This is a genomic window from Solwaraspora sp. WMMD937 (genome assembly GCF_029581175.1).
Lineage (GTDB): Bacteria > Actinomycetota > Actinomycetes > Mycobacteriales > Micromonosporaceae > Micromonospora_E.
In genome coordinates, this window is the sequence record NZ_CP120738.1 from 5,017,335 (window position 1) to 5,039,881 (window position 22,547).

Genomic DNA, 22,547 nt, shown 5'->3' on the forward strand with positions numbered 1-22,547 from the left:
CGTCAGCGGGTCGTCTTCGTGAAGTCCACGGTGTTCAGCGGACCGAAGTCGACGCCGGTGACACCGGGGCCGGTCGCGTAGTTGAAGATCTGCCGGTAGAGCGGGACGTAGCAGTGCTTCTCGACCACTCCGATGGTGTTGAGCTGCTCGTAGATCGGGGCAGCCTGCTCGGCGCTGTCCTGTTCGAGCGCCTGCTGGGCGAGCTGGTCGATCTGCGGGTCGGGGCAGTTGCCGGTCAACGACGCGGTCTTCATGAAGCCGCTGACGAAGTAGTCCGGCACGGCGACGTTGGGTACTCCGGCGAAGATGGCGACGCCGGGGACCTGGCGGCCGATGATCCGCTGCACCAGGGTGCCGTAGTCGAGCGGCTCGTAGCTGACCGTGAAGCCGACCTGTTCGAGGCTGCCGCCCACGGCCTGGGCAACCTCCTCGATGTTGGTGTACTGCGCCGCCGGATAGGTGATCTGCACGGCCGGGGCCGCGTCACCGACGAGTCGCGCGGCTTCCGCCGGGTCTGCGGTGACGCTGTCCTGCGGTTGCTGGCCGGGCCGGACGTTGAGCAGTCCGGCGTCGGCGGCGGCCTGGCCGTCGAAGATGCCGCTGACGATCGCGTCCCGGTCGATGGCCAGGGCAGCGGCCTCGCGCAACTGCGGGTCGTCGAACGGAGCCTTGGTCGAGTCGAGGAAGGCGATGATCTTGATGGCGGTCTCGGTGCGGACCACGTCGACCCCGGCCGCCTCGGCCGCCTGCGCCTGGGCCGGCGGTAGGTCGAAGGAGACGTCCACGGTCCCGCTCTGGATCAACGCGAGCCGCTGCGCGGCCTCGTTTGCCCAGGTGAAGGTGACGCCGTCGTTCGTCGGTTCGTCGCCCCAGTAGTCGGGGTTCTTGGTGACCGAGATGTCGCGGCCGGCGTTGGCGCCGGCCCACACGTACGGGCCGGTGCCGACTGGTGCCGCGGCGAAGCCTTCGGACCCCTGCTCCTGGTAGTAGGCCGGTGGGACCAGGTAGACCGTGGTGAGCAGGTCGGGAATGTTGTACTGCGGCGTGCCGGTGGTGACCACGACGGTGGCGTCGTCGGTTGCCTCGATCGAGGTGACGTTGCCGAAGTAGGACTTCAGCGGCGACCCCTCGGTGTCGCGGGTGAGCGTGATGGTGTTCGCGACGGCGGCGGCGTCGGCCGATTCCCCGTTGCTGAAGGTGATGTCGGGGCGGACGGTGAACGTCCAGGTCGTGGCGTCGGTACGGGTCCAGTTGGTGATCAGACCGGTGTCGGTGGGCGCGAGGTCTTCGTCGATGTCGATCAGTGGTTCGAGCATTGTCGCCCAGACCACCTGGGCGGAGCGCGCACCGACGATCGGATCGAGGGTGGCGGGCTGGGCCGCGAGCAGCGCACGGATGATGGTCGGGCCGGACGACCCGGTGTCATCGGGTTCGGTGCCACCGCAGGCGGTCAGGCCGACGCTGGCGACAGTGATGGCGGCGGCGGCCACGAGGGGCCGCCGGGAACGCAGGATTTTCATGATCATCAGGGGTGTCCTTCACAGCGATGGACCCGTTCACGTCGCCGCGTTGCGCGCCGGTGACGCTCGCCACAAAGTACCGACCAGCCGGTATCAAGTCAACGGTTCGCGCAGGTATCTCGACTATGACATTCGCGTGACAAAGGCCAGCCAGCCAGCGACGTTGTGAACATACCGACCGGTATGTATGATGCACCGGTGGCCCCTACCCTCACCCCTCGGCACGACGGACGCCTCATCCGGGTGCGCTACGACAACGCGGCCCGCGGCAATTGCTTCGACGACACCGCGCTGCATGAGCTCGTCCACGCGCTGGAGACCGCCGCGGCCGTTGACAGCTGCGCGGTCGTCGAGCTCGCGATGGCCGGCCGGAACTTCTGCGGCGGCTGGGACACCACGGCGTTCACCGAGCTGGCCGGCAGTTCGCCGGAGACGGTGGCGGACGGCCTGCGCGCAAGCGACGCCGCACTGCGGCGGATCCGGCGACTCCCGGTGCCGGTGGTCACCGCGGTCCGGGGCCGGGTGATCGGCTTCGGCGCCGGCCTGCTCGACGCCGTACACCTGCCGATCGCCGCGACCAGCGCCCGCCTGTCGCTACCCGAGGCCCGGTTCGGCTTCGCCCCCGCCGGCGTCGGCTACGCGATCGCCCGGGCGCTACCCCGGCCACAGGCCTACCACCTGCTGACCGGGGCCACGACCGCGTCCGCCGACCAGATGCTCGCCTGGGGGCTGGTCGCCGAGGTCGTCGCCGACGACCATCTCGACCGCGCGACCGAAGCTCTTGTCGAGACGCTGCTCGCCGTACCCGGCCACACGCTGCGAGCGGTGGTCGAGGTCGTCGAGTCGAGCCGGGCCACCGGCCGGCCCGATCACGCCTACGACGTCTCGGCGCGCACCATCGTCGCCGGTGTCGCCGCGCGCGGGGCGGACCGATGAGCGGTCGGTTCCGGGCTGGCGAGGCCGTCTGGGTGGAGCTGGCCACCCCCGATCCGGACAAGGTCGAACCGTTCTACCGCGCGTTACTCGGCTGGACGGTGCGTGCCGAACGGCTCGGTGCCACCACCTACCGGATGTGTGGCATCGACGGACGCGACGTGGCCGGCATCTCCGACGCCACCGCGCTGCACGCCGGCCGACCAAGGGGCTGGATCGTCTACTTCGCGGTCGACGACGTCAGCCGGAGCGCCTCCCGGGCGGTCCAGCTCGGCGGCGAGCTGGTCACCCCGCCGCGATATCTGCCGGCCGCCGGCACCGGCGCCGTCGTCATCGACCCGTTCGGCGCCGCGTTCGGCCTCTACCAGGGCGAGTCACGCACCGGTGTGCAACTGCTCAACTCGGTCGGCGCACTGTGCTGGAACGAATTGAACACCGGGGAGCCCGCCACCTCGGTGAGCTACTACCGGTCCCTGTTCGGCTACGTCACCCGGCGGACGACAGACACGCCCACCGCCCGCCCGTACACCCTGCTGATGCTCGGCGACGTCGCGGTCGCCGGCGTGCTGGCACTCGACAACGAATGGCCGAACCTGATCCCGGCGAAGTGGATCACCTACTTCGCCGTGGATTCCCTGGACGACGCGCTGCGGCGGGTCTGCGCGCTCGGCGGGACGCCGACCGTCGGCCCGGTCCGGAGCCCGTACGGACGTCTTCACCTGGTGAAGGATCCCGGCGGCCATTCACTTTGCCTCATCCAGCTCGATGGCGGCCTGCGCCCCGGGCACGACTCCTCCCCCAGGCGGTGACCTCCCGATGACGGCCGAGCCACTGTTCGACTCGACGGAGTTCCGTCAGGTGTGTGGTCACTTCCCCACCGGCGTCACCGCGATCACCGCGATCACCGCCCAAGGCGGCGTCGCCGCGCTGACCGTGAACTCGTTCACCTCGGTCTCGCTGCAGCCGGCGAAGGTGCTGTTCTGTGTGACCAGCTCCTCGTCCAGCTTCTCGACTTTGGTCGGATCCAGCCGGATCGCCATCCACATCCTCAGCCGGGACCAGGAGGACGTGGCACGCCGGTTCGCCACGTCCGGTCTGACCGGCGCGGAGAAACTCGCCGGAGTGTCCTGGCTGCCCGGTCCGGACGGGGTTCCGCTGCTGCCCGGCACACCGGCGGTGCTCGCCGGACGACGCGACGAGGTGATCACCAGCGGTGACCACGTCATCTTCCTGCTCGACATCGACCACGTGCATCTGAAGCCGACGAGCGTGCCGGCGTTGTCGTTCTACCGGGGGCGGTTCGTCAGTCCGTCGGCCACCGCGACCGAGTGAGCGGGGTGGGGACGCCGCGCCGTCGCCGAACGCCGACGCGTGCCGGTAGCAGCGGCCGACGTGGATCAGCTGTAGTACCGGAACAGGATCTCGGCCACGCAGCAGGGAGTCGACTGGTCGGCGAACTCCACTGTCACCGAGGCCTTGGTCTGCACGCCGTCCCCGGTACCGGGGACGGCGGCGATCGGCTGGGCCGACACCAGCGTCGCGGTGCCCTGGATCGGCACACCGGGCGGCAACGGCCGGACGAACCGGACCCGGTCCAGCCCGTAGTTGACGCCCATTGCGAAGGTCTGCACCTCGAGGATGTCCGCGAGCAGGCGCGGGACGAGCGCCAGGGTCAGGAATCCGTGCACGACGGTGGTGCCGAACGGGCCGGACCGCGCCCGCTCGACGTCGACGTGGATCCACTGGTGGTCCCCGGTGACGTCGGCGAACTGGTCGATCTGCCGCTGGGTCACCACCTGCGGCGCACTGGCCCCCAGCTCCGTGCCGACCAGGTCGAGCAGGTCACCCGGGCTACGCACGATCGTCCGTGATGCGGTTCGCATGGTCACTCCAGTTGGCGAACGGGCCATCGGCGGCCCTCTTCATTCCGACCGGATGGTATCATCAAACTCCGGATCACTGAGCAGGGAGGTTCCGTGGTGTTCGAGGCGTACCAGCTGCCGGATGAGCACGCCGCCGTACGGGAGGCCGTACGACAGGTGTGCGACGACAAGGTCGCACCGCACGCGGCGGCCGCCGACGAGAACGCCGAGTTTCCGCAGGCCTCCTACGACGCGCTGCGCGCCGCCGACTTCCACGCCCCGCACATCCCTGTCGAGTACGGCGGCGCCGGTGCGGACGCACTCGCCACCGCGATCGTCATCGAGGAAGTGGCGCGGGCGTGTGCCACCTCGTCACTGATCCCGGCCGGCAACAAGCTCGGGACAATGCCGCTGCTGCTCGCCGCCGGCGAGCACCTCAAGCAGCGCTATCTTCCACCGGTCGCCCGAGGCGAGGCGATGTTCTCGTACTGCCTGTCCGAACCCGACGCCGGCAGCGACGCGGCCGGCATGCGGACCCGCGCCGAACGCGACGGCGACTCCTGGGTGCTCAACGGGGTCAAACGCTGGATCACCAACGCCGGACTGAGCGAGTACTACACGGTCTTCGCCGTCACCGACCCGGCGGCACGCTCGCGCGGCATCTCCGCCTTCGTGGTGGAGAGGTCCGACCCCGGCGTCAGCTTCGGCGCACCGGAGCGCAAACTCGGCATCAAAGGATCCCCGACCCGCGAGGTGTACCTCGACAACGTCCGCCTCCCGGCGGACCGGATCATCGGCGCGCCGGGAACCGGCTTCGCGACGGCGATGCGGACGCTGGACCACACCCGGGTCACCATCGCCGCTCAGGCCCTGGGCATCGCCCAGGGCGCGCTGGACTACGCCCTGGGTTACGTACGGCAACGACAGCAGTTCGGCCGGGCCATCGCCGACTTCCAGGGGGTCCAGTTTCTCCTCTCGGACATGGGCATGACCCTGGAGGCGGCACGGCAGCTCACCTACGCGGCCGCTGGCAGGTCCGAGCGGGGCGAGCCGGACCTGACCTACTTCGGCGCGGCGGCCAAGTGCTTCGCTTCCGACGCGGCGATGAAGATCACCACCGACGCCGTCCAACTGCTCGGCGGCTACGGGTACACCCGTGACTTCCCGGTGGAACGGATGATGCGCGACGCCAAGATCACCCAGATCTACGAGGGCACCAATCAGGTGCAACGGGTCGTCATGGCCCGCCAGCTGCTCGCCGGCTGACCGGCCCCACCCGGTTCAGCGAAGACCATCGAGCACCATCGCGCTGAACTGGCGCGCCACCTCGTCGATGCTGAGCGGACCGTCGACGTTGAGCCACTGGTACGCCCAGGCGCACATGCCCACCAGCCCGAAGGTGACGATCCGCGGGTCCATGTCCGCGCGGAGGACACCACGGGCGATACCGTCGGAGATCATGCCGGCGAAGGCCGCCTCCACCGCGTCCCGCTTGCGCGTCACCTCGGCGAACATGTCTCCGGCGAGGTACCGCCGCTCCTGGTAGAAGATCGTCACGTGTGCCCGGTACTCGGCCACGCTGGTCAGGCTGAACCGGATCAGCTCCGCCACCCGTACCACTGGGTCGTCGCTGCCGGCCTCGATCTGCTGGATCGCGGCCAGTTGCGCCTCCAGGTACTCCTCCTGGATGTGCCGCAGCAGGTCGTCCTTGCTCTCGAAGTGGTGGTAGAAGGCACCCTTGGTCAGCCCGGCCTGGTCGGCGATCTCCTGTACCGACGTCCGGTCGAAACCCCGACGCCCGAACAGTTCCAGCGCGCTGGCGATCAACGACTTGCGGGTGTTCTCCGGGTCGTAGCCGTCGGCCCAGCGTTGCCTGCGCCGGGTCGCCGCCGGGCGGTTGGACGTCGCACGAGCCATCGGTGGCCTCCGCTTCCCGCTCCACTCGGAGCCCGACAATCCTACCGCCCGGTCGGAAGGTTCGCTGTCACCGCCCCTCCCGTAGCCGGGATTCGATGGTGGCGATGATCCGCGGGCGCAGCTCGGCGGCGCCGATGACGGCATCCACCGAGCCGACCTCGACGGCGCGCTGGATGTCGTGGATCCGGTCGAACTCGGTGGCTACCTCGCCCAGCTTTTCCGCCCGCACCGACGAGCGCAACTCGTCGAGTTCGGCGGCCAACGCGGCGCGATCGGTCCCGGCCGCCGCGGCCACCCGCGCCTCCAGGTCCCGGATTCGCGGGTCGCGCGCGGTACGGGCATCCACGTCGCCGGAGAACACCACTGCGGCGGCGGGAGCACCACCGAGCACAGAGGCGAACGAACCTTCCAGCGCGAGCACCGTCATGGCGGGGTTCAACGCCTTCGAGAAGACCACGAACGCGCCACCGTGGTACCGCGAGATCACACAGAACACGATCGGCCCCCGGAAGTTCACGATCGCCCGGCCGATCTCGGCGCCGTACTCCAACTGCAGCTTGCGCATCGACTCGGGCGAGCCGTCGAAGCCCGACAGGTTGGCCAGCACCACCAGCGGCCGGTTACCGCTGGCCGCGTTGATCGCCCGCGCCGCCTTCTTCGACGACTGCGGGAACAGCGTGCCGGCGGTGTAGGTGTCCGGACCGTCGGTGGGCGGAAAGCCACGCCGCGGCACCGTCCGCGACTCGATGCCGAGCAGGCAGACGGGGATGCCGCCGAGATGCACATCCTGCACAACGGCGGTGTCCGCGTCGGCCATGCCCGCCCAGCGTTCCAGCACCGGGTGGTCCTGGTCGGCCAGCGCCCGCATCACGGTCCGGATGTCGAACGGCTTCTTGCGGTCCGGGTTGGCCTCGGCCGAGAAGATCTCACCGACAGTGGTGAAGTCGCTGCCGGCCACCGTGTGCGGGAAGGTGGAGACGTCGCGGTCGGTGGGGTCGGTGGTGGTCGCCCGCCGGGGCCCGGCTTCGCCCGGTACGACGTACGTGTGGTCGTAGTGGGCCAGCAGCACGTCCCGCGCGGCGGTCAGGCTCGGCGCCCAGTACTGCGCCTGCCCGTTCGGACCCATCACCCGGTCGTAGCCGCCGATGCCGAAGTTGTCCTCGGCGGACACCCCGCCGGAGAAGTCCAACGACTGCTTGCCGGTAAGCACCATCGCCGAGTCCGGCGTCATCACCAGGATGCCCTTGGTGTGCATGAGCATCGTCGCCTCAGCGTTCCAGTACGGCTGGGCGCCGACGTTGATGCCCGCGACCACAATGTTGATCTCACCACCGGCCTGGGTGAACTCGACGATCCGCTTGAGCGCGGCGGCCACCCAGTCCATGTTCTCGGTACCCGACTCCATGGAGATCCGGGCACCGGCGGACAACGCGTACCACTCCACCGGCACCCGCATCCGCTCGGCCAGGTCCAGGGCCGCGATGATCCGGCGGCACTCCGGCTCGGACAGGGCGCCGAGCGACTTCGTGGGATCGCCGAACAGCACGACCCGGGTCACACCCTCGGGGTGGCGGGTGGTGGCCGTGCTGACCACACCGGCGATGATCGCCGCGCTGTTGCCCCCCTTCGGCCGGTCGACCGGCACCAACGCGTTGTCGGCGTCAAGGTCGTGCTCGACGAAGTCGCCGAGCCGGCCGGTCAGTTCGTACGGGTACACCGTGTTGCGGCTGCTTGCCCGCAGCACCTTCAGCCGGTAGTCGTCCAACGGCTCGACCGGCTCGACCGGCGGCTCGCCGACGACCAGTTCGGCGCCGCCGGTGGCGTCGAAGGCGATTCGTACCGCCATCTTCGTCAGCTCGCCGGTTGCCCGGTCTCGTTGGCGCCCGATGAACAGGATCTCCTCCAGTCCGGCGCCTGCGGTCGTCGGGCGCATCCGCCCGGCGATCATCTCCATCTCCTGGCGGGTGAGGTCGTTCGGCGGCCAGACGTAGATCACGATCCGGTTGGTGGTGAAGCGGGTCTTCGACGGTCTGCGCGACTGGGCCCGGCGGATCGAGTCGAGGCAAGCCGCGACAGTGTCCTCGGTGGTCGGCAGCGACACCAGGCGTCCATCGTGGTCACGCAGCTGAGTCAGGTCGCGTACCTGCGCGAACGCGACGAGACGCTGGTCCGACGGGTTCTCCCGCGCGACGCACTGGAAAAGGTAGACCTCCTCGTCCAGCGAGGGCAGCCGGGTCAGGTCGAACTTACGCAGCCGCTCCAGCTGCATGCGCTGTGCGATGTACGGGTGCAGGCCGCGGATCAGCCGTTCCTCGACCATTCCCCGGCTCGATGGGCGGAACGTGAAGTGGTGGTGCATGACCGCGCCGGCGCGCCCCGCGATGGTGGTGGTCACCCGGCGGACCTGGGGCGGTAGCGGGTGCGCGGCGACGACGTCGAGCAGCGCTGCTGCCATCGCGTCGAAATCCTCCGGCTGGTTCTCCCAGGCGAGATAGACATCGGCATCGATGGACTCCCGGCCACTGGCAAGCTCGGCGAGCCCGTCGAGGGCGGTGCCCAGGGCATCGATGGCCACGGCGGCGGTGACCACGCTCGAGTCGGCCCGCTCGGCGACCACGAAGGTGCAGCCGGCGACCTGGTGGGCGTGGACCGCGGTGAGCCCTTTGTTGCCGTAGTACCGGCGGGTCAGCACCTCCAGCATGACCGCGTTGTCGAGGTGGTCACGCACGATCCGCTGGCCGAGTAGCCGGACCAGCGGTTCGGTGCTGCGGACCATGTCGGCGATGCGTTCGGCGCGATCCGGCGTGTCCGGATGGGCGTCCAGGTGACGCAGGTGCGCCCGGACCCGGGCGTAGACGGTGGCCCGGTTGCGGCGCAGCAACGGCTGGGCAAACCAGGCGAACACCACGCCTCGGGCAAGGTCGGCGATCACCGGGAAGCGGACCTGCGTGGCCGCGACCAGCCGCTCCAGGGCGAGACCGGCGGGCTCGTGCAACGACTTGCCGGGCGGCGGCTCCCGCAGCCACGCGCGCAGCAGTGTGGCGACGACGGTGGCGTCGGCGACGCCACGCTGCAGTGCGAGGAAGATCCGGAATACAGCGGCTTCGAGATCGGCGGAGCGCTCCAGATCGGTGACGCCGTAGTGGCTGAGCGCCTTGGCGAGCTTGGCCTGGAAGGCGTCCGACAGGCCGGCCCGTTCGACGTCGAGGCTCTGCAGGTAGGTGTGGAAGTACTCGCGGTCGCTGTGGACGTGCCCGTCACCGCCGTCGACGTCAGTCGGCCGGTTGCGGCTGAGTTCGGCGAGGTCGGCGAAGACCTCGATGAGATCGATCTCAGCGGCCAACGGCCGGTCGCCGTCCTCGGTGGCGGCCTGGCGCGCGACGAGATAGTCGTCGAGGACGCGGCGGTCGTCGTGCGGGTCGACGTCGAAGCCGAGGAGCAGTCCGCGCAGACCTTCCTGACCCCGACGGCACCGTTCGGCCGGCGGGAGTGCCCCGGACGCGGCGGGCATGTCCAGCTCGACGGGCGCGGCCGACCCGGTGTGCGTACCGGCTGCCGCGTCGTCCACGACCGGCTCCAACCTCAGCAGCGGTGCACCCGCCTCGACCTGGTTTCCGACCGACACGGCGGATTCCTTCAGCCGGGCCTTGAACGGTGCCCGCAGCACCGTCTCCATCTTCATGGCCTCGAGTACCAGCACCGGTGTGCCCGCTTCGACCTCGGCACCGACCGGCACCGGGGTCGCGACGACCAGGGCGGGCATCGGTGCGCGGAGCACGCCGCCCTCGTCGCGGCTGACCCGGTGAGTCACCCCGTCGACCTCAATCAGGTGCACCGGCCCGTGCGTTGCGGTGACCAGGCGGTGCCGGCTGCCGTTGACGACGATCTGCCCGGTGTGCCGGTCGAAACGGTCCAGCTCGACGTCGGCGCTGTGCACGACGTCTGCCACCTCGATGCCGACGCGGAACCGGTACGCGCCGGTACGCGCCACCCGTACCCGGTAGCCGACGCTGCGCAGCTTGAGGTCCACCGGTCGGCCGCTGGCGTGCTGCACCTGTGGACGTCCGCCGGACGCGGTGGCCAGCAGTCGCTGCCGTTCGACGCGCTCGTCGGCCTCGTAGCCCTCGATCGCGGCAGCGGCGAGGGCGACGGCGACGTGCCGGTGCGCGACAAGCCGGCCTTCACCGCGGACCCGGTCGATCCACCCGGTGTCCGCGCTGGCGTCGATCACCTCGGGCTGATCGAGCAGGTCGATCACGAAGCTCTTGTTCGTCGCACCGCCCTCGATGATCACGGTGGTGTTCGCCATCGCCCGGCGCAGCCGGCCGAGCGCCTCGTCACGGTCCCGTCCGTACGCGATGATCTTGGCGATCATGGAGTCGAAGGCGGCGGGAATGGTGTCGCCCTCGCTGACCCCGGTGTCCACCCGGATCCCGGGCCCGGCGGGCAGGTCCAGCCGGGCGATCCGACCCGGCGAAGGCGCGAAGTCGCGGTCCGGGTCCTCGGCGTTGAGCCGGGCCTCGACGGCATGCCCACGCTCCACCGGCGGGTCGCCCTCCAGCCGCCCGCCCGACGCCACGTGCAGCTGCGCCTTGACCAGGTCGAATCCAGTGGTGGACTCGGTGATCGGGTGCTCCACCTGCAGCCGGGTGTTGACCTCGAGGAACGCGAACATGCGGTCACCGGGGTGGTAGAGGAACTCGACGGTCGCCGCGCCCCGGTAGCCGACCGCGACGGCGAGTCGTTCGGCCGACGCCTTGAGGTCGGCGGCCTGCGCCGGGCTGAGCACCGGCGACGCCGACTCCTCGATCACCTTCTGGTTACGCCGCTGCACCGAACAGTCCCGTACGCCGAGTGCCCAGGCGGTGCCCTGACCGTCGGCGATCACCTGGACCTCCACGTGCCGGGCACCGGTGACCAGCCGTTCCAGGAACACGACGCCGCTACCGAACGCGCGGGCGGCTTCCTGACTGGTGCGCTCGTACGCGTCGACGAGCTCGGCCTCGTTGGTGATCACCCGGATGCCACGCCCGCCGCCACCGGCGGTCGCCTTCAACATCAGCGGGTAGCCGATGCCACCCGCCGCCGCCACGGCGGCCTCCAGAGTCTCGACCGCGCCCCGGCTCCACGGCGCGACCGGCACGCCGACCTCCTCGGCGATCAGCTTCGCGCCGATCTTGTCGCCGAGCTGACGCATCGCGTGCGCGCTCGGTCCGACGAAGGTGACGCCCGTCTTCTCGCACAGCTCCGCGAACGCCGGGGACTCGGCGACGAAACCCCAGCCGACCCACGCCGCGTCGGCGCCGGTGGCCACCAGGGCGCGTTCCAGGACCGTCAGATTGAGGTACGGCCGGGCGGACGCCGGCCCGAGGTCGTAGGCGATGTCCGCCTCACGGACGAACGTCGCGGTACGGTCGACGTCGGTGTACAGGGCGACGGTCTCGATTCGCGCCCCGGTCTCGGCAGCCAGCTCCCGGACGGCGTGGATGAGCCGCATCGCGGCTTCACCACGGTTGACGATGGCAATGCGGCTGAACACCCGATCGGCCCTCCGGTACGCCTACGATCCACGCGTCGCTGATGCGACTCCGACAGGATCACCCTTACGCCTGCCGGCTGGAAACACCATAGGGCGTCCGACTAAGTAACGACCATGTCACTCGATGCGGTTGCGCCGCCGGTGGCGGCCGGACGTCTCTCCGGGACCTTCAGGCCAACGTGCTCGGCGCGGCGGTAGGTGCCGGCGCGGTAGGTCCGACCTGGGCGGATGCCGGTGCCGCGGCGTCCCCGTTCGGAGTGGCTGCGGCCGCCGGTGCCGCGGCGGCAGCCGGGACGCCGGCGCCGTGCGGCTCAAGGTGGGGACGGCACGACGCGCGGACCACCAGCTCGGTCGGCAGCCGGATGTGGGTGTCCCGCTCGACACCGGCGATCAGATCGACGAGCAAACCTAACGCCTCCGCCCCCATCCGCTGCAGGGGCTGCATGATCGTGGTCAGCGGCGGCTCGACCGACGCCGACTCCGGGATGTTGTCGAACCCGATCACCGACAGGTCGTCGGGCACCGCCAGACCCATCTCCTGAGCGACGTTCAAGGTGGAGATCGCCGACAGGTCGTTCCCCGCGAAGATGGCGCTCGGTCGATCCGGCAGGGCCAGCAGTTCGGCTGCGGCACCGGCCGCGCTCTCAATGCGGAATCCACCGACCCGCACCAAAGTCTCGTCCACCGGGACGCCCGCGTCGACCATCGCCTGACGGAAGCCCGCTTCGCGCAGCCGTGCCGACTCCAGGTCGGTCCGGCCGGTGATGTGCCCGATCCGGCGGTGGCCGAGGGAGAGCAGGTAGTTGGTCGCCAGGATGGCGCCGGCGAAGTTGTCGGAGTCGACGGTCGGCAGGCCGGACGGGCCCGTGTGCGGGTCGACCGCCACCACGTGGAAACCCTGCTTGGTCTCCACCACGGTCGGCGTGACGATCACGGCACCGTCGATGAGCGTGCCGGAGAGCCGGGCCAGCGACCGACGCTCCCAGCCGACGGCCGTGCCCGCCCCGTCCCCGCCGGAGTAGGCCAGCAGTTGGTAGCCAGTGCCGGCGACCTGCTTGGAGGCGCCCTTGAGCAGCTCGGTGGAGAAGGGTTCGAACTCGGCCACCAGGATCCCCAGCACGTTGGTGCGATGGCTGCGCAGGCTCTGCGCGCCCAGACTCGCCTCGTACCCCAGCTGGTGGATGACCTGCTGCACCCGCTCGACCGTCGCCTGCGCAACGCCGTAACGACCGTTGACGACCTTCGATACCGTCGCCACGGAGACGCCGGCCGCCCGGGCCACGTCCGACATCTTCACACGCTGCGAGAACTCCACGTCGACGATGATAGGGGTCCGACGGCGGCGCGTCACCGCCGAGTCGAAAACGTTATCGATACCGATTGACACCGCGTTACGCGGCTGTAAAACTCCCCGACAGGCCAAGCACCCGACTGACCAGTCGAGGAGATCAAGATGGCAATACCGCGCCGCGCAGGCGCCGTCCTAGCGCTCTTTCTGACCAGCTCCCTGCTAGCCGCCGGATGCAGCAACGGTGACGACGGCACCGAGCCCGCTGGCGAGCTGTACGAGAACCCGGTGACCCTGACCTGGTGGCACAACGCCTCCCAGGACGGGCCCGGCAAGGAGTACTGGGAGAAGGTCGCCAACGACTTCTCCGCGCTCCACCCGACCGTCACGATCGAGATCGAGGCGATCGAGACCAACCAGCTGCAGCGCACCCGGCTGCCCGCCGCCCTGCTGAGCAACGACCCGCCGGACATCTTCCAGGCCTGGGGCGGCGGCGAGCTGCGCGAGCAGGCCGAGGCCGACTACCTCAAGGACATCACCGACCAGGTGCAGGCCGAGGTCGAGAACATCGGCTCCTCGGTGGAGATCTGGCAGGCCGACGGCCGACAGTACGGCCTGCCGTACCGGATGGGCATCGAAGGCATCTGGTACAACAAGGACCTGTTCGACCAGGCCGGCATCGACGCTCCCCCGGCCACCTTCGACGAGCTCAACGACGCGGTCACCAAGCTCAAGGCGATCGACGTCATCCCGATCGCGCTCGGCGCCGGCGACAAGTGGCCGGCCGCGCACTGGTGGTACAACTTCGCCCTGCGCGCCTGCTCGGTGGAGACCCTCCGGTCGGCCACGACCGAGCTGAACTTCGACGACCCGTGCTGGGTGAAGGCCGGCGAGGACCTGCAGGCCTTCATCGCCACCGAGCCGTTCCAGGACAACTTCATCGCCACCCCGGGTCAGAACGACCCGACCAGCGCCAACGGGCTGCTCGCCAACGGACAGGCCGCCATGGAGCTGATGGGCGACTGGAACCGCGGCACGCTGGACACGGTCGCCTCCGACCCGGAGGCGCTCGCCGAGTTCATCGGCTGGTTCCCCGTTCCGGCGATCGCCGGCTCCGCCGGTGACCCGGCCGCGGCCCTCGGTGGCGGTGACGGCTTCGCCTGCGCCAAGAACGCTCCGGCGGAGTGCGTCGAGTTCCTCAAGTACATCGTCAGCCCCGAGGTGCAGACGGGTTACGCCGAGACCGGCACCGGTCTGCCCGTGGCCCCGGAGGCGGCGGCGGCCGTGACCGACCCCGCGCTCCAGTCGATCCTGCAGGCCACGACCGACGCCAGCTACGTCCAGCTCTGGTTGGACACGGCCTTCGGCAGCACCGTCGGCAGCGCGATGAACGACGCGATCGTCGCGATCTTCGCCGGTAACGGCTCGCCCGAGGACGTCGTCACGGCAATGAAGTCGGCCGCAAGCAAGTGACCACGATCAGCCGAAACCCGAGCCCCGCCGGCGGCGCCACCGCGCCCCCGGCGGGGGTCCGGCGTGCCGGGCGCCGTTCGTCCCGCGCGGCCGAGACCCGACGCAAGTGGTACGAGATCATCGGACTGACCACCCCGGCGGTGATCGTCTACGTGATTTTCGTGCTGGTCCCGATGGGCTTCGCGTTCTACTACAGCCTGTTCCGGTGGCGTGGGGTTGGGCCGCCCACCGACTTCGTGGGCCTGAACAACTACGTTCTCGCCTTCCAGGACCCGATCTTCCGCGACGCGCTGCGCAACAACGCGTTCATCGTGATCGGATCGCTGGTGGTGCAGGGTCCCATCGCGCTGGGCATCGCCCTGCTGCTGAACCGGCCGTTCCGCGGCCGTACGGTGTTCCGCCTGCTGGTCTTCGTGCCCTACGTGCTGGCCGAGGTCACCGCCGGCATCATGTGGAAGCTGCTGCTGACCGACGGCGGCACCGCGGACGCGCTGCTGCGGTCGGTGGGGCTGGGCGCCCTGGTGCGGCCCTGGCTCGCCGACCTCGACCTGGTGATCTGGACCCTGCTGTTCGTCCTCACCTGGAAGTACGTCGGCTTCGCGATCATCCTGCTGCTCGCCGGTCTGTCCAACGTGCCGACCGAGTTGACGGAGGCGGCCGAGATCGACGGGGCCGGCTGGTGGCAGATTCAACGCCACATCACCCTGCCGTTGCTGGGGCCCACGATCCGAATCTGGATGTTCCTGTCGATGATCGGCTCGCTGCAGGTCTTCGACGTGATCTGGGTGACCTCGGTGCCTGCGGTCCGGTCGTTGGGCGCCTCGGCCACGATGGCGACCTACATGGTGGACAATGGCTTTTTTGCCCGGCTCTGGGGCTACGGCAACGCGATCGCCGTGATCCTGTTCGCGATTTCGTTCGTCGCGGCGCTGTTGTTCCAGCGTTTCCTCCTCCGCCGGGACATCGAGGGCGCAGTGACCGGAAGGAGGAACTGACCGTGACCGCAGTCGCCGCTCCCCGCACCAAGCGCCGCCGGGATTCATCGTGGGGCAGTCCGCTCACCTACACGCTGGCTCTCGCGGTGGCCGGGGTGTCGATCGTTCCGGTGATCTACGTGATCATCGGTGGCTTCCGTACCACTCCGCAGATCATCGCCGACCCGGCCGCGCTACCCGATCCATGGGTGGTCGACAACTACGTCCGGGTAATGACCGAGAGCGACTTCTGGCTGCAGACCGTCAACAGTGCGATCGTCGCCTTCGGTACCACGCTCGGCGTCGTGACGCTGGGACTCTGCGCCGCGTTCGTGCTGGCGCGCTACACCTTCCGCGGGCGGGAGGTCCTCTACACCTTCTTCACCCTCGGTCTGCTCTTCCCGGCCGGGGCGGCGATCCTGCCGCTCTACCTGATGCTGCGCGACATGAACCTGATCAACTCCTACTTCGCGGTGATCCTGCCGCAGATCGCCTTCGCGCTGCCGCTCACGATCGTGATCCTGCGTCCGTTCCTGACCGCCGTGCCACGCGAGTTGGAGGACGCGGCGGCCATCGACGGCACGGGGCGGCTCGGCTTCCTCTGGCGCATCATGCTGCCGCTGTCGCGTCCCGCGCTGGTCACCGTCGGGATCCTCGCGTTCGTGACGAGCTGGAACGCGTTCCTGCTGCCGCTGCTCGTCCTCGGTGACGCCGACCAGCACACCCTGCCACTGGGTGTGCAGAACTTCTCGAGTCAGTACACTTCGGACACCGCCGGAATTCTCGCCTTCACCTCGATGGCGATGCTGCCGGCGCTGCTGTTCTTCACGATCGCCGAGAAGCAGATCGTCGGGGGTCTGCAGGGTGCCGTCAAGGGCTGACCGGCCCCGGCACGTACAACGGCCGTGCCCGCGACGACGTGGCACGCGCACGACACGGAAAGGCACAGCATGACTGAGGTCCGCGCGACGGTGGACGGAGGCGAGCCGGTGCAGACCGGTCCGCACCACGACCGGCCGGAGCGGCCCGACCGGCGGAACGTACCCGACGGCGAGGCCCGCGTCCGGGACCTGCTGGACCGGATGACGGTCCAGGAGAAGGTCGCGCAGCTGGTCGGTTTCTGGGAGAAGGAGGACGGTGAGTCGGTCGCCCCGATGCAGGGTGAGTTCGGCGCGGCCGCCCGGCTCGAGGACTTCTCCCGGCACGGGCTCGGCCACGTCACCCGGGCGTACGGCACCCGTCCCGTTGACCCGGCGGCGCGTGCGGCCTGGCTGTGGAAGTTCCAGTCCGAGCTGGTGACGGGGACCCGGCTCGGCATCCCGGCAATCGTCCACGAGGAGTGCCTGACCGGCCTTTCCGCGTGGCAGGCGGCGACCTTCCCGACACCGCTGGCGTGGGGAGCCGCCTTCGATCCCGACCTGGTCGCCGAGATGGCGGCGTCGATCGGCTCGTCGATGCGGACCCTCGGTGTGCACCAGGGCCTCGCACCGGTGCTCGACGTGATCCGCGACCCCCGTTGGGGCCGGGTCGAGGAGTGCATCGCCGAGGATCCGTACCTGGTCGGCACGATCGGCACCGCGTACATCCGGGGTCTGCAGTCCCAGGGGGTGCACGCCACCCTGAAGCATTTCGTCGGCTACTCCGCATCGCGGGCCGGACGCAACTTCGCTCCGGTGCACGCCGGCCCGCGGGAGGTCGCCGACGTGCTGCTGCCCCCGTTCGAGATGGCGCTGCTCGACGGTGGCGCCCGCTCGGTCATGCACTCGTACGCCGAGATCGACGGGGTGCCGGTCGCCGCCGACCCGGCCATGCTCACCGGTGTGCTGCGGGACCGGTGGGGGTTCGACGGTGTGGTGGTTGCGGACTACTTCGGGGTGGCGTTCCTCAAGCTGCTGCACCACGTCGCGAACGACCACACCGAGGCGGCGGTCCAGGCGCTGACCGCCGGCGTCGACCTCGAACTGCCGACCGGCGACGCCTATCTGACCCTGCCGGAGGCGGTCCGCTCCGGCCAGGTCGACGAGGCGCTGCTCGACCGGGCCGTGCTGCGGGTGCTGCGCCAGAAGCAGGAACTGGGGCTGCTCGACGCCACCTTCAGCGAGGATCCGCCCCGGGAGATCGACCTCGACTCGCCCGAGCACCGGGCGATCGCCAGTCGACTCGCGGAGCGGTCCGTCGTTCTGGTCTCCAACCAGGACGTCCTGCCGCTGCCGGCGGGTCGCCGGCTGGCGGTGATCGGGCCGAACGCCGACCTGGCCAGTGCCCTGTTCGGGTGCTACTCGTTCGTCAACCACGTACTGCCGCAGCATCCTGGCGTGGCGGCGGGGATCGAGGTGCCGACGGTGCTCGACGCGGTACGGGCCGAGTTCGGCGCCGAACTGGTCAGCTGGGCGCCCGGCTGCGACGTCGACGACCCCGACCGGTCCGGCTTCGCGCCGGCCGTCGCCGCCGCCACCGCCGCCGACGTCGCCGTACTGGTCGTCGGAGACCGGGCCGGGCTGTTCGGCCGCGGCACGGTCGGCGAGGGCTGCGACACCGACGACCTGGAACTGCCCGGGGTGCAGCGCGACCTGGTCGAGGCCGTGCTGGCCACCGGGACCCCGGTGGTCCTGGTGCTGCTCACCGGGCGGCCGTACGCGATCGGTTGGGCACTGGACCGGTGCGCCGCGGTGGTGCAGGCGTTCTTCCCCGGGGAGGAGGGCGCGGCGGCGGTCGCCGGGGTGCTCTCCGGGCGGGTCAACCCGTCCGGCCGGCTGCCGGTCAGCCTGCCCCGATCGGCGGGGGCGCAGCCGTACTCGTACCTGCACCCGGCGCTCGGTGAGGGCAACGAGGTGACCAACCTGTCGGTGACCCCACCGGCGGTGTTCGGTCACGGGCTGTCCTACACCACGTTCACCTACTCGGAGCTGACCGTGCCGGCGACGGCGCCAACCGACGGGGCGCTGGTGGTGACGGTACAGGTGACGAACACCGGGGCGGTCGCCGGCGACGAGGTGGTCCAGCTCTACGGCCACGACGTGGTGGCCTCGGTGACCCGGCCGGTGGCGCAGCTGCTCGGCTACCGCAGGGTCCATCTCGAGCCGGGTCGGACGGTCACGGTCGAGCTGACCGTGCCCACCGCCAGGCTGGCGTTCGCCGACCGCACCCTGACCCGGGTGGTCGAGCCCGGCGAGGTCGAGATCTGGGTGGGCACCAGCGCACAGCGGTTGGCGCAGGGACGGATCGACCTGGTCGGGCCGACCGTGCCGGTCACCAACGCGTCGCCCCGGTGGACGGCCTCCGAGGTGCGCTGACCATCCATCTGTCGGCGAGCTGAGCTTCCACTGGGTGAAAGCGGGGGTCCCGGGTGCGTTGGGCCATCCGGGACCATACGACCGTCCGGCCGTCGTGAGCCAGGGAGGTCAGTCACATGCCGTTCGCCCGTGATCAGTGGTACGTGGCCGCGTACAGCAACGAGGTCGGACGGGAGCTGCTCGCCCGAACCGTCCTGGGTGAGCCGTTGGTGCTGTACCGCACCACCGCCGGCACGGCGGTGGCACTCGCCGACCGGTGTGTGCACCGACGCTTCCCACTCTCGCAGAGCCGCCTCGACGGCGACACGATCGTCTGCGGCTACCACGGCTTCACCTACGACGAGACCGGCAGCTGCGTCTTCGTGCCGGGCCAGCAGCGCATCCCGCGCACCGCGCGGGTCGCCGGGTACCCGGTGGTCGAACAGGACACGCTGGTGTGGGTGTGGATCGGCGACGCCGAACCCGACCCGGGGACGATTCCCCGCGCGCCCTGGCTGGACGACCCCGGATACACGGTGGTGCGCGGCATGGCACCGCTGAACGCACGGTACGGCCTGCTGGTCGACAACCTGATGGACCTGTCCCACGAGACCTACCTGCACGGCGGCTACATCGGCACACCCGAGGTGGCGAACACGCCGATCACCACGACGGTGGACGAGGAGAAGGGCGTCGTCCACGTCAGTCGGCACATGGACGACGCGGAGTGCCCGCCCTTCTACGCCCGGTCGACCGGCATCCAGGGCCGGATCACCCGGTGGCAGGACATCGAGTACCACCCGCCGTGTCTCTATCTGCTGCACAGCCGGATCGCCCCGCAGGGGGTGTACCCACCGGCCGAGGGCCCGGACAGTGCCGCGTTCCACGCCGAGATCGTCTACGCGATCACCCCGTCGACCGAGCACACCACCTACGACTTCTGGGCGGTGGCTCGGGACTTCGCCGTCGACGACGAGTCGGTCAGCGAGTACCTCTACCAGAGCAACCACACGGTGGTCATGCAGGACGTCACCGCGCTGAACACCCTGGAGCAGGTGATCGCCGCCGAACCGGAGCGGTACCAGGAGCTCAGCATCAACATCGACACCGGTGGCCTCGCCGCTCGACGCCTGATCGAACGGATGCTCGGAGCACCGACGGTAGGGGCGTCCCGGTGACCGTCCCCGACTGGCTGCCCACCGGCGACCGGCTGTACCGGATCCACTGGTTGCCCGGCACCGACACCCTGCAGGGCACCTGCCACTGCGGCGCCGAACGGACCGCCGACGATCCGGTCGAGTTGTGGCAGTGGCTGCTCGACCACCCGCGTGACCACCTCGCGCCGCGGGCGGTGCCGGCGGCGCGGCGGACGCCTGCGGATGCCGCCCGTCGCGCCTCGGTGCCGGCATGAGCGCTGACAGTCCGACCACGATGCAGCTGGTGGTCGTCGGCCGGGAGCAGGTGGCGACCGGCGTCGTCGTGCTGACCCTGGCCCACCCGACCGGCGGTGAGCTGCCCGGCTGGTCCCCCGGCGCGCACGTGGACCTGCTGCTGGGCCCGGGTCTGGTCCGCCCGTACTCGCTCTGCGGTGAGCCGGACGACCGCGCCGCGCTGCAGCTCGCGGTGCAGCTCGAACCCGGCGGACGGGGCGGCTCCCGGCACGTCCACGAAGGGCTCCTTCCCGGCACGCAGGTGCTGGTCCGCGGGCCGCGGAACAACTTCCCGCTGGTCACGGCGGAGCGGTACCTGTTCATCGCCGGCGGCATCGGCATCACCCCGATCCGGCCGATGGTCGCCGCCGCCGACGCCGCCGGAGCCGACTGGCGACTGGTGTACGGCGGACGCAGCCGCGCCACGATGGCGTTCGCCGACGAGTTACGGCAGCGCTACGGCGACCGGGTACGCCTGTACCCGCAGGACGAGGCGGGCCTGCTCGACCTGGCCGGACTGCTCGATGCTCCGGGTGACGAGCTGGTCTACTGCTGCGGGCCGGAGGCACTGATCGCAGCGGTGGGGCAGCGGTGCCGGGCGTGGCCGGCGGGCAGCCTGCGGGTGGAGCGGTTCACGCCGTCGGGCGGCGGCGGTGTCGACCAGCGTGACGGCGGCGACCAGGGTGACGGCGGCCGGGCGGGCGACCGCGACCGGGCGGGCACCGACGGCGTGGTCGAGGTGGAGTTGGCGCTGTCCGGCCGGACGGTGTCCGTGCCGCCCGGGACGTCGATCCTGGCCGCGGTGGAGCAGGCCGGCGTCGCAGTGCTCTCCTCGTGCCGCGAGGGCACCTGCGGCACCTGCGAGGCCACGGTACTGGCCGGGGTGCCCGAACACCGCGACAGTCTGCTCACCGAGGAGGAACGGGTTGCCGGTGACACGATGCTGATCTGTGTCTCCCGGTCACGTACCCCCCGACTCGTACTGGAGCTGTGACCGGCCGACGGCGATGATGGCGGAATGGGTACGCAGCCCGGTCGGTCGGTCACCAGCAAGGTGCTGGCGCTGCTCGCCGCGTTCAGCCCGGCCGATCCGGCGCTGACGCTGAGCGAGCTGGCCAGACGGGCCGGACTGCCGGTACCCACCGCGCACCGGCGGGTCGCGGAGCTGGTTGGCTGGGGCGCGCTGGAGCGCGGCGCGGACGGCCGTTACCGGATCGGGCTGCGGTTGTGGGAGGTGGGCTCGCTGGCGCCCCGCGGACTGGGTCTGCGGGAGCTCGCGCTGCCGGTGATGGAGGACCTGTACGAGGTGACCCACGAGAACGTCCAGCTCGCCGTACGGCAGGACCTGGAGCTCGTCTTCGTCGAACGGATCGCCGGTCGACACGCGGTGCCGGTGCTGACCCGCGTCGGCGGCCGATTCGCCCTGCACGCCACCGGGGTCGGGCTGGTGCTGCTCGCGCATGCGCCGGTGCCGGTGCAGGAGCAGGTGCTGGGCGCTGCGCTGGAGCGGTACACCGAGCGGACCGTCACCGATCCGGCGGCGTTGCGCCGGCAACTCGCCGGGGTGCGGCGGGCCGGTTACGCGGTGAGCGACCGGCAGGTGACGATGGACGCCCTGTCGGTCGCCGCGCCGATCACCGGGCCGGAAGGGGTGATGGCGGCGATCTCGCTGGTGGTGGCCCACGACCGGGCCGACCCGGTGGCCCTGGCACCGCTGGTGCAGGCGGCCGGGCGGGCGATCTCCCGGGCGGTCGCCCGGCCCGGGGTCCGATAGCCCGTGACGACCTCGGCCGCGGTCAGTCGGGAAACGCCAGCAGCCGCAGGATCCGCGCCAGCCGCTGCCGGTCCTCGGGCGTGACGCCGGACAGCAGGCCGGCCTCGGCCGCCCGCGCGGACTCATGGGCCCGGGCGAACAGCGCCCGGCCGGCATCGGTGGCGACGAGGACGTTGGCGCGCCGGTCGGCGGGGTCGGTCCGCCGCTCGACCAGGTGACGTTTTTCCAGGTCGTCGATGAGGGCGACCACCTGGCTCGGGTCGAGGCGGAGAAACTCGGCCAGCTCCCGTTGGGTCGGGCGGGTGTCGTGGACGGCCAGCGCGAGGACGGAGAAGGACCGGGCCTTCAGACCGTGTTCGGCCAGGGCCGAGTTCGCCGCCGTCAGACTGAGGGCGTTGGCTCGGGCGAGCAGGAAGCTGAGGTCTTCGCCGAGAAGACCGTGCCGTAGACGGGCGGTTCCCGCTGGCTGGGGCTTCTCGCTCGCGGTCATGCCGGCCATGGTAGCAAGCTTCGGCAATAATTGACTTCCTCAACGGTTCATGATTCGATCGGCTGCGACGCGAAG

Annotated in this window: 18 protein-coding genes; 12 read left to right on the forward strand and 6 right to left on the reverse strand. The window is 70.3% G+C overall.

The genetic code is table 11. The features are described 5' to 3' along the window. Positions 1–2: 2 nt before the first annotated feature. The gene (locus O7621_RS22225; RefSeq protein WP_282231049.1) at positions 3–1,526 is read right to left on the reverse strand and encodes an ABC transporter substrate-binding protein; all 1,524 of its coding nucleotides are present in this window, start codon (positions 1,524–1,526) and stop codon (positions 3–5) included. A gap of 192 nt (positions 1,527–1,718) precedes the next feature. On the opposite strand from O7621_RS22225, the gene O7621_RS22230 reads away from it, so the two are divergent. The 3 genes from O7621_RS22230 to O7621_RS22240 are packed head-to-tail and all read left to right on the forward strand — an operon-like array spanning position 1,719 to position 3,785. Beyond that, positions 1,719–2,456 (forward strand): enoyl-CoA hydratase/isomerase family protein, encoded by a 738-nt coding sequence (locus O7621_RS22230; RefSeq protein WP_282231050.1) that lies wholly within the window; start codon positions 1,719–1,721, stop codon positions 2,454–2,456. Continuing rightward, positions 2,453–3,262 carry a VOC family protein gene (locus tag O7621_RS22235; protein WP_282231051.1) on the forward strand — a complete coding sequence of 270 codons (810 nt, stop codon included), beginning with the start codon at positions 2,453–2,455 and terminating at the stop codon, positions 3,260–3,262. The genes O7621_RS22230 and O7621_RS22235 overlap by 4 nt, the downstream gene beginning before the upstream one ends. A gap of 7 nt (positions 3,263–3,269) precedes the next feature. Then, complete coding sequence (locus tag O7621_RS22240) at positions 3,270–3,785, forward strand: flavin reductase family protein (RefSeq protein ID WP_282231052.1); 516 nt, start codon at positions 3,270–3,272, stop codon at positions 3,783–3,785. Between the two features lie 65 nt (positions 3,786–3,850). On the opposite strand, the gene O7621_RS22245 is transcribed toward O7621_RS22240, so the two are convergent. Next, positions 3,851–4,336 (reverse strand): MaoC family dehydratase, encoded by a 486-nt coding sequence (locus O7621_RS22245; RefSeq protein WP_282231053.1) that lies wholly within the window; start codon positions 4,334–4,336, stop codon positions 3,851–3,853. A gap of 96 nt (positions 4,337–4,432) precedes the next feature. Here O7621_RS22245 and O7621_RS22250 point away from each other — a divergent pair, with 96 nt between their 5' ends. Further along, complete coding sequence (locus O7621_RS22250) at positions 4,433–5,581, forward strand: acyl-CoA dehydrogenase family protein (protein ID WP_282234686.1); 1,149 nt, start codon at positions 4,433–4,435, stop codon at positions 5,579–5,581. A gap of 15 nt (positions 5,582–5,596) precedes the next feature. Here the strand turns inward: O7621_RS22250 and O7621_RS22255 are convergent, their stop codons facing one another. From O7621_RS22255 to O7621_RS22265, 3 genes are all read right to left on the reverse strand, one after another. Further along, positions 5,597–6,232 carry a TetR/AcrR family transcriptional regulator gene (locus O7621_RS22255; RefSeq protein WP_282231054.1) on the reverse strand — a complete coding sequence of 212 codons (636 nt, stop codon included), beginning with the start codon at positions 6,230–6,232 and terminating at the stop codon, positions 5,597–5,599. Between the two features lie 67 nt (positions 6,233–6,299). Next, positions 6,300–11,771 (reverse strand): carboxyl transferase domain-containing protein, encoded by a 5,472-nt coding sequence (locus O7621_RS22260; RefSeq protein WP_282231055.1) that lies wholly within the window; start codon positions 11,769–11,771, stop codon positions 6,300–6,302. A 169-nt stretch (positions 11,772–11,940) separates the two neighbouring features. Then, positions 11,941–13,086 carry a LacI family DNA-binding transcriptional regulator gene (locus O7621_RS22265; RefSeq protein ID WP_282231056.1) on the reverse strand — a complete coding sequence of 382 codons (1,146 nt, stop codon included), beginning with the start codon at positions 13,084–13,086 and terminating at the stop codon, positions 11,941–11,943. Positions 13,087–13,224: 138 nt separating this feature from the next. Here O7621_RS22265 and O7621_RS22270 point away from each other — a divergent pair, with 138 nt between their 5' ends. From O7621_RS22270 to O7621_RS22305, 8 genes are all read left to right on the forward strand, one after another. Continuing rightward, positions 13,225–14,532 (forward strand): extracellular solute-binding protein, encoded by a 1,308-nt coding sequence (locus O7621_RS22270; protein WP_282231057.1) that lies wholly within the window; start codon positions 13,225–13,227, stop codon positions 14,530–14,532. Next, positions 14,529–15,527 carry a sugar ABC transporter permease gene (locus O7621_RS22275; RefSeq protein WP_278169518.1) on the forward strand — a complete coding sequence of 333 codons (999 nt, stop codon included), beginning with the start codon at positions 14,529–14,531 and terminating at the stop codon, positions 15,525–15,527. Before O7621_RS22270 ends, O7621_RS22275 begins: the two co-directional genes overlap by 4 nt. Positions 15,528–15,529: 2 nt before the next feature. Next, the gene (locus O7621_RS22280) at positions 15,530–16,387 is read left to right on the forward strand and encodes a carbohydrate ABC transporter permease (protein ID WP_282231058.1); all 858 of its coding nucleotides are present in this window, start codon (positions 15,530–15,532) and stop codon (positions 16,385–16,387) included. Positions 16,388–16,456: 69 nt separating this feature from the next. Continuing rightward, entirely contained in the window at positions 16,457–18,799 is a 2,343-nt protein-coding gene (locus O7621_RS22285) for a glycoside hydrolase family 3 N-terminal domain-containing protein (protein ID WP_282231059.1), read from the forward strand. A 116-nt stretch (positions 18,800–18,915) separates the two neighbouring features. Then, complete coding sequence (locus O7621_RS22290; RefSeq protein WP_282231060.1) at positions 18,916–19,956, forward strand: aromatic ring-hydroxylating dioxygenase subunit alpha; 1,041 nt, start codon at positions 18,916–18,918, stop codon at positions 19,954–19,956. Continuing rightward, positions 19,953–20,189 (forward strand): hypothetical protein, encoded by a 237-nt coding sequence (locus O7621_RS22295; RefSeq protein WP_282231061.1) that lies wholly within the window; start codon positions 19,953–19,955, stop codon positions 20,187–20,189. The genes O7621_RS22290 and O7621_RS22295 overlap by 4 nt, the downstream gene beginning before the upstream one ends. Then, positions 20,186–21,202 carry a PDR/VanB family oxidoreductase gene (locus tag O7621_RS22300; RefSeq protein WP_282231062.1) on the forward strand — a complete coding sequence of 339 codons (1,017 nt, stop codon included), beginning with the start codon at positions 20,186–20,188 and terminating at the stop codon, positions 21,200–21,202. The genes O7621_RS22295 and O7621_RS22300 overlap by 4 nt, the downstream gene beginning before the upstream one ends. 24 nt (positions 21,203–21,226) lie before the next feature. Beyond that, positions 21,227–21,982 carry an IclR family transcriptional regulator gene (locus O7621_RS22305; protein WP_282231063.1) on the forward strand — a complete coding sequence of 252 codons (756 nt, stop codon included), beginning with the start codon at positions 21,227–21,229 and terminating at the stop codon, positions 21,980–21,982. A gap of 22 nt (positions 21,983–22,004) precedes the next feature. Here the strand turns inward: O7621_RS22305 and O7621_RS22310 are convergent, their stop codons facing one another. Next, positions 22,005–22,472, reverse strand: a complete 468-nt coding sequence (locus O7621_RS22310) for a MarR family winged helix-turn-helix transcriptional regulator (RefSeq protein ID WP_282231064.1) — start codon at positions 22,470–22,472, stop codon at positions 22,005–22,007. Between the last annotated feature and the right edge of the window lie 75 nt (positions 22,473–22,547).

Coding starts and splice junctions, on each gene's coding strand:
- O7621_RS22225 (WP_282231049.1), bottom strand. CDS start 1,526: ATGATCATGAAAATCCTGCGTTCCCGGCGGCCCCTCGTGGCCGCCGCC.
- O7621_RS22235 (WP_282231051.1), top strand. CDS start 2,453: ATGAGCGGTCGGTTCCGGGCTGGCGAGGCCGTCTGGGTGGAGCTGGCC.
- O7621_RS22240 (WP_282231052.1), top strand. CDS start 3,270: ATGACGGCCGAGCCACTGTTCGACTCGACGGAGTTCCGTCAGGTGTGT.
- O7621_RS22245 (WP_282231053.1), bottom strand. CDS start 4,336: ATGCGAACCGCATCACGGACGATCGTGCGTAGCCCGGGTGACCTGCTC.
- O7621_RS22255 (WP_282231054.1), bottom strand. CDS start 6,232: ATGGCTCGTGCGACGTCCAACCGCCCGGCGGCGACCCGGCGCAGGCAA.
- O7621_RS22270 (WP_282231057.1), top strand. CDS start 13,225: ATGGCAATACCGCGCCGCGCAGGCGCCGTCCTAGCGCTCTTTCTGACC.
- O7621_RS22285 (WP_282231059.1), top strand. CDS start 16,457: ATGACTGAGGTCCGCGCGACGGTGGACGGAGGCGAGCCGGTGCAGACC.
- O7621_RS22290 (WP_282231060.1), top strand. CDS start 18,916: ATGCCGTTCGCCCGTGATCAGTGGTACGTGGCCGCGTACAGCAACGAG.
- O7621_RS22300 (WP_282231062.1), top strand. CDS start 20,186: ATGAGCGCTGACAGTCCGACCACGATGCAGCTGGTGGTCGTCGGCCGG.
- O7621_RS22305 (WP_282231063.1), top strand. CDS start 21,227: ATGGGTACGCAGCCCGGTCGGTCGGTCACCAGCAAGGTGCTGGCGCTG.
- O7621_RS22310 (WP_282231064.1), bottom strand. CDS start 22,472: ATGACCGCGAGCGAGAAGCCCCAGCCAGCGGGAACCGCCCGTCTACGG.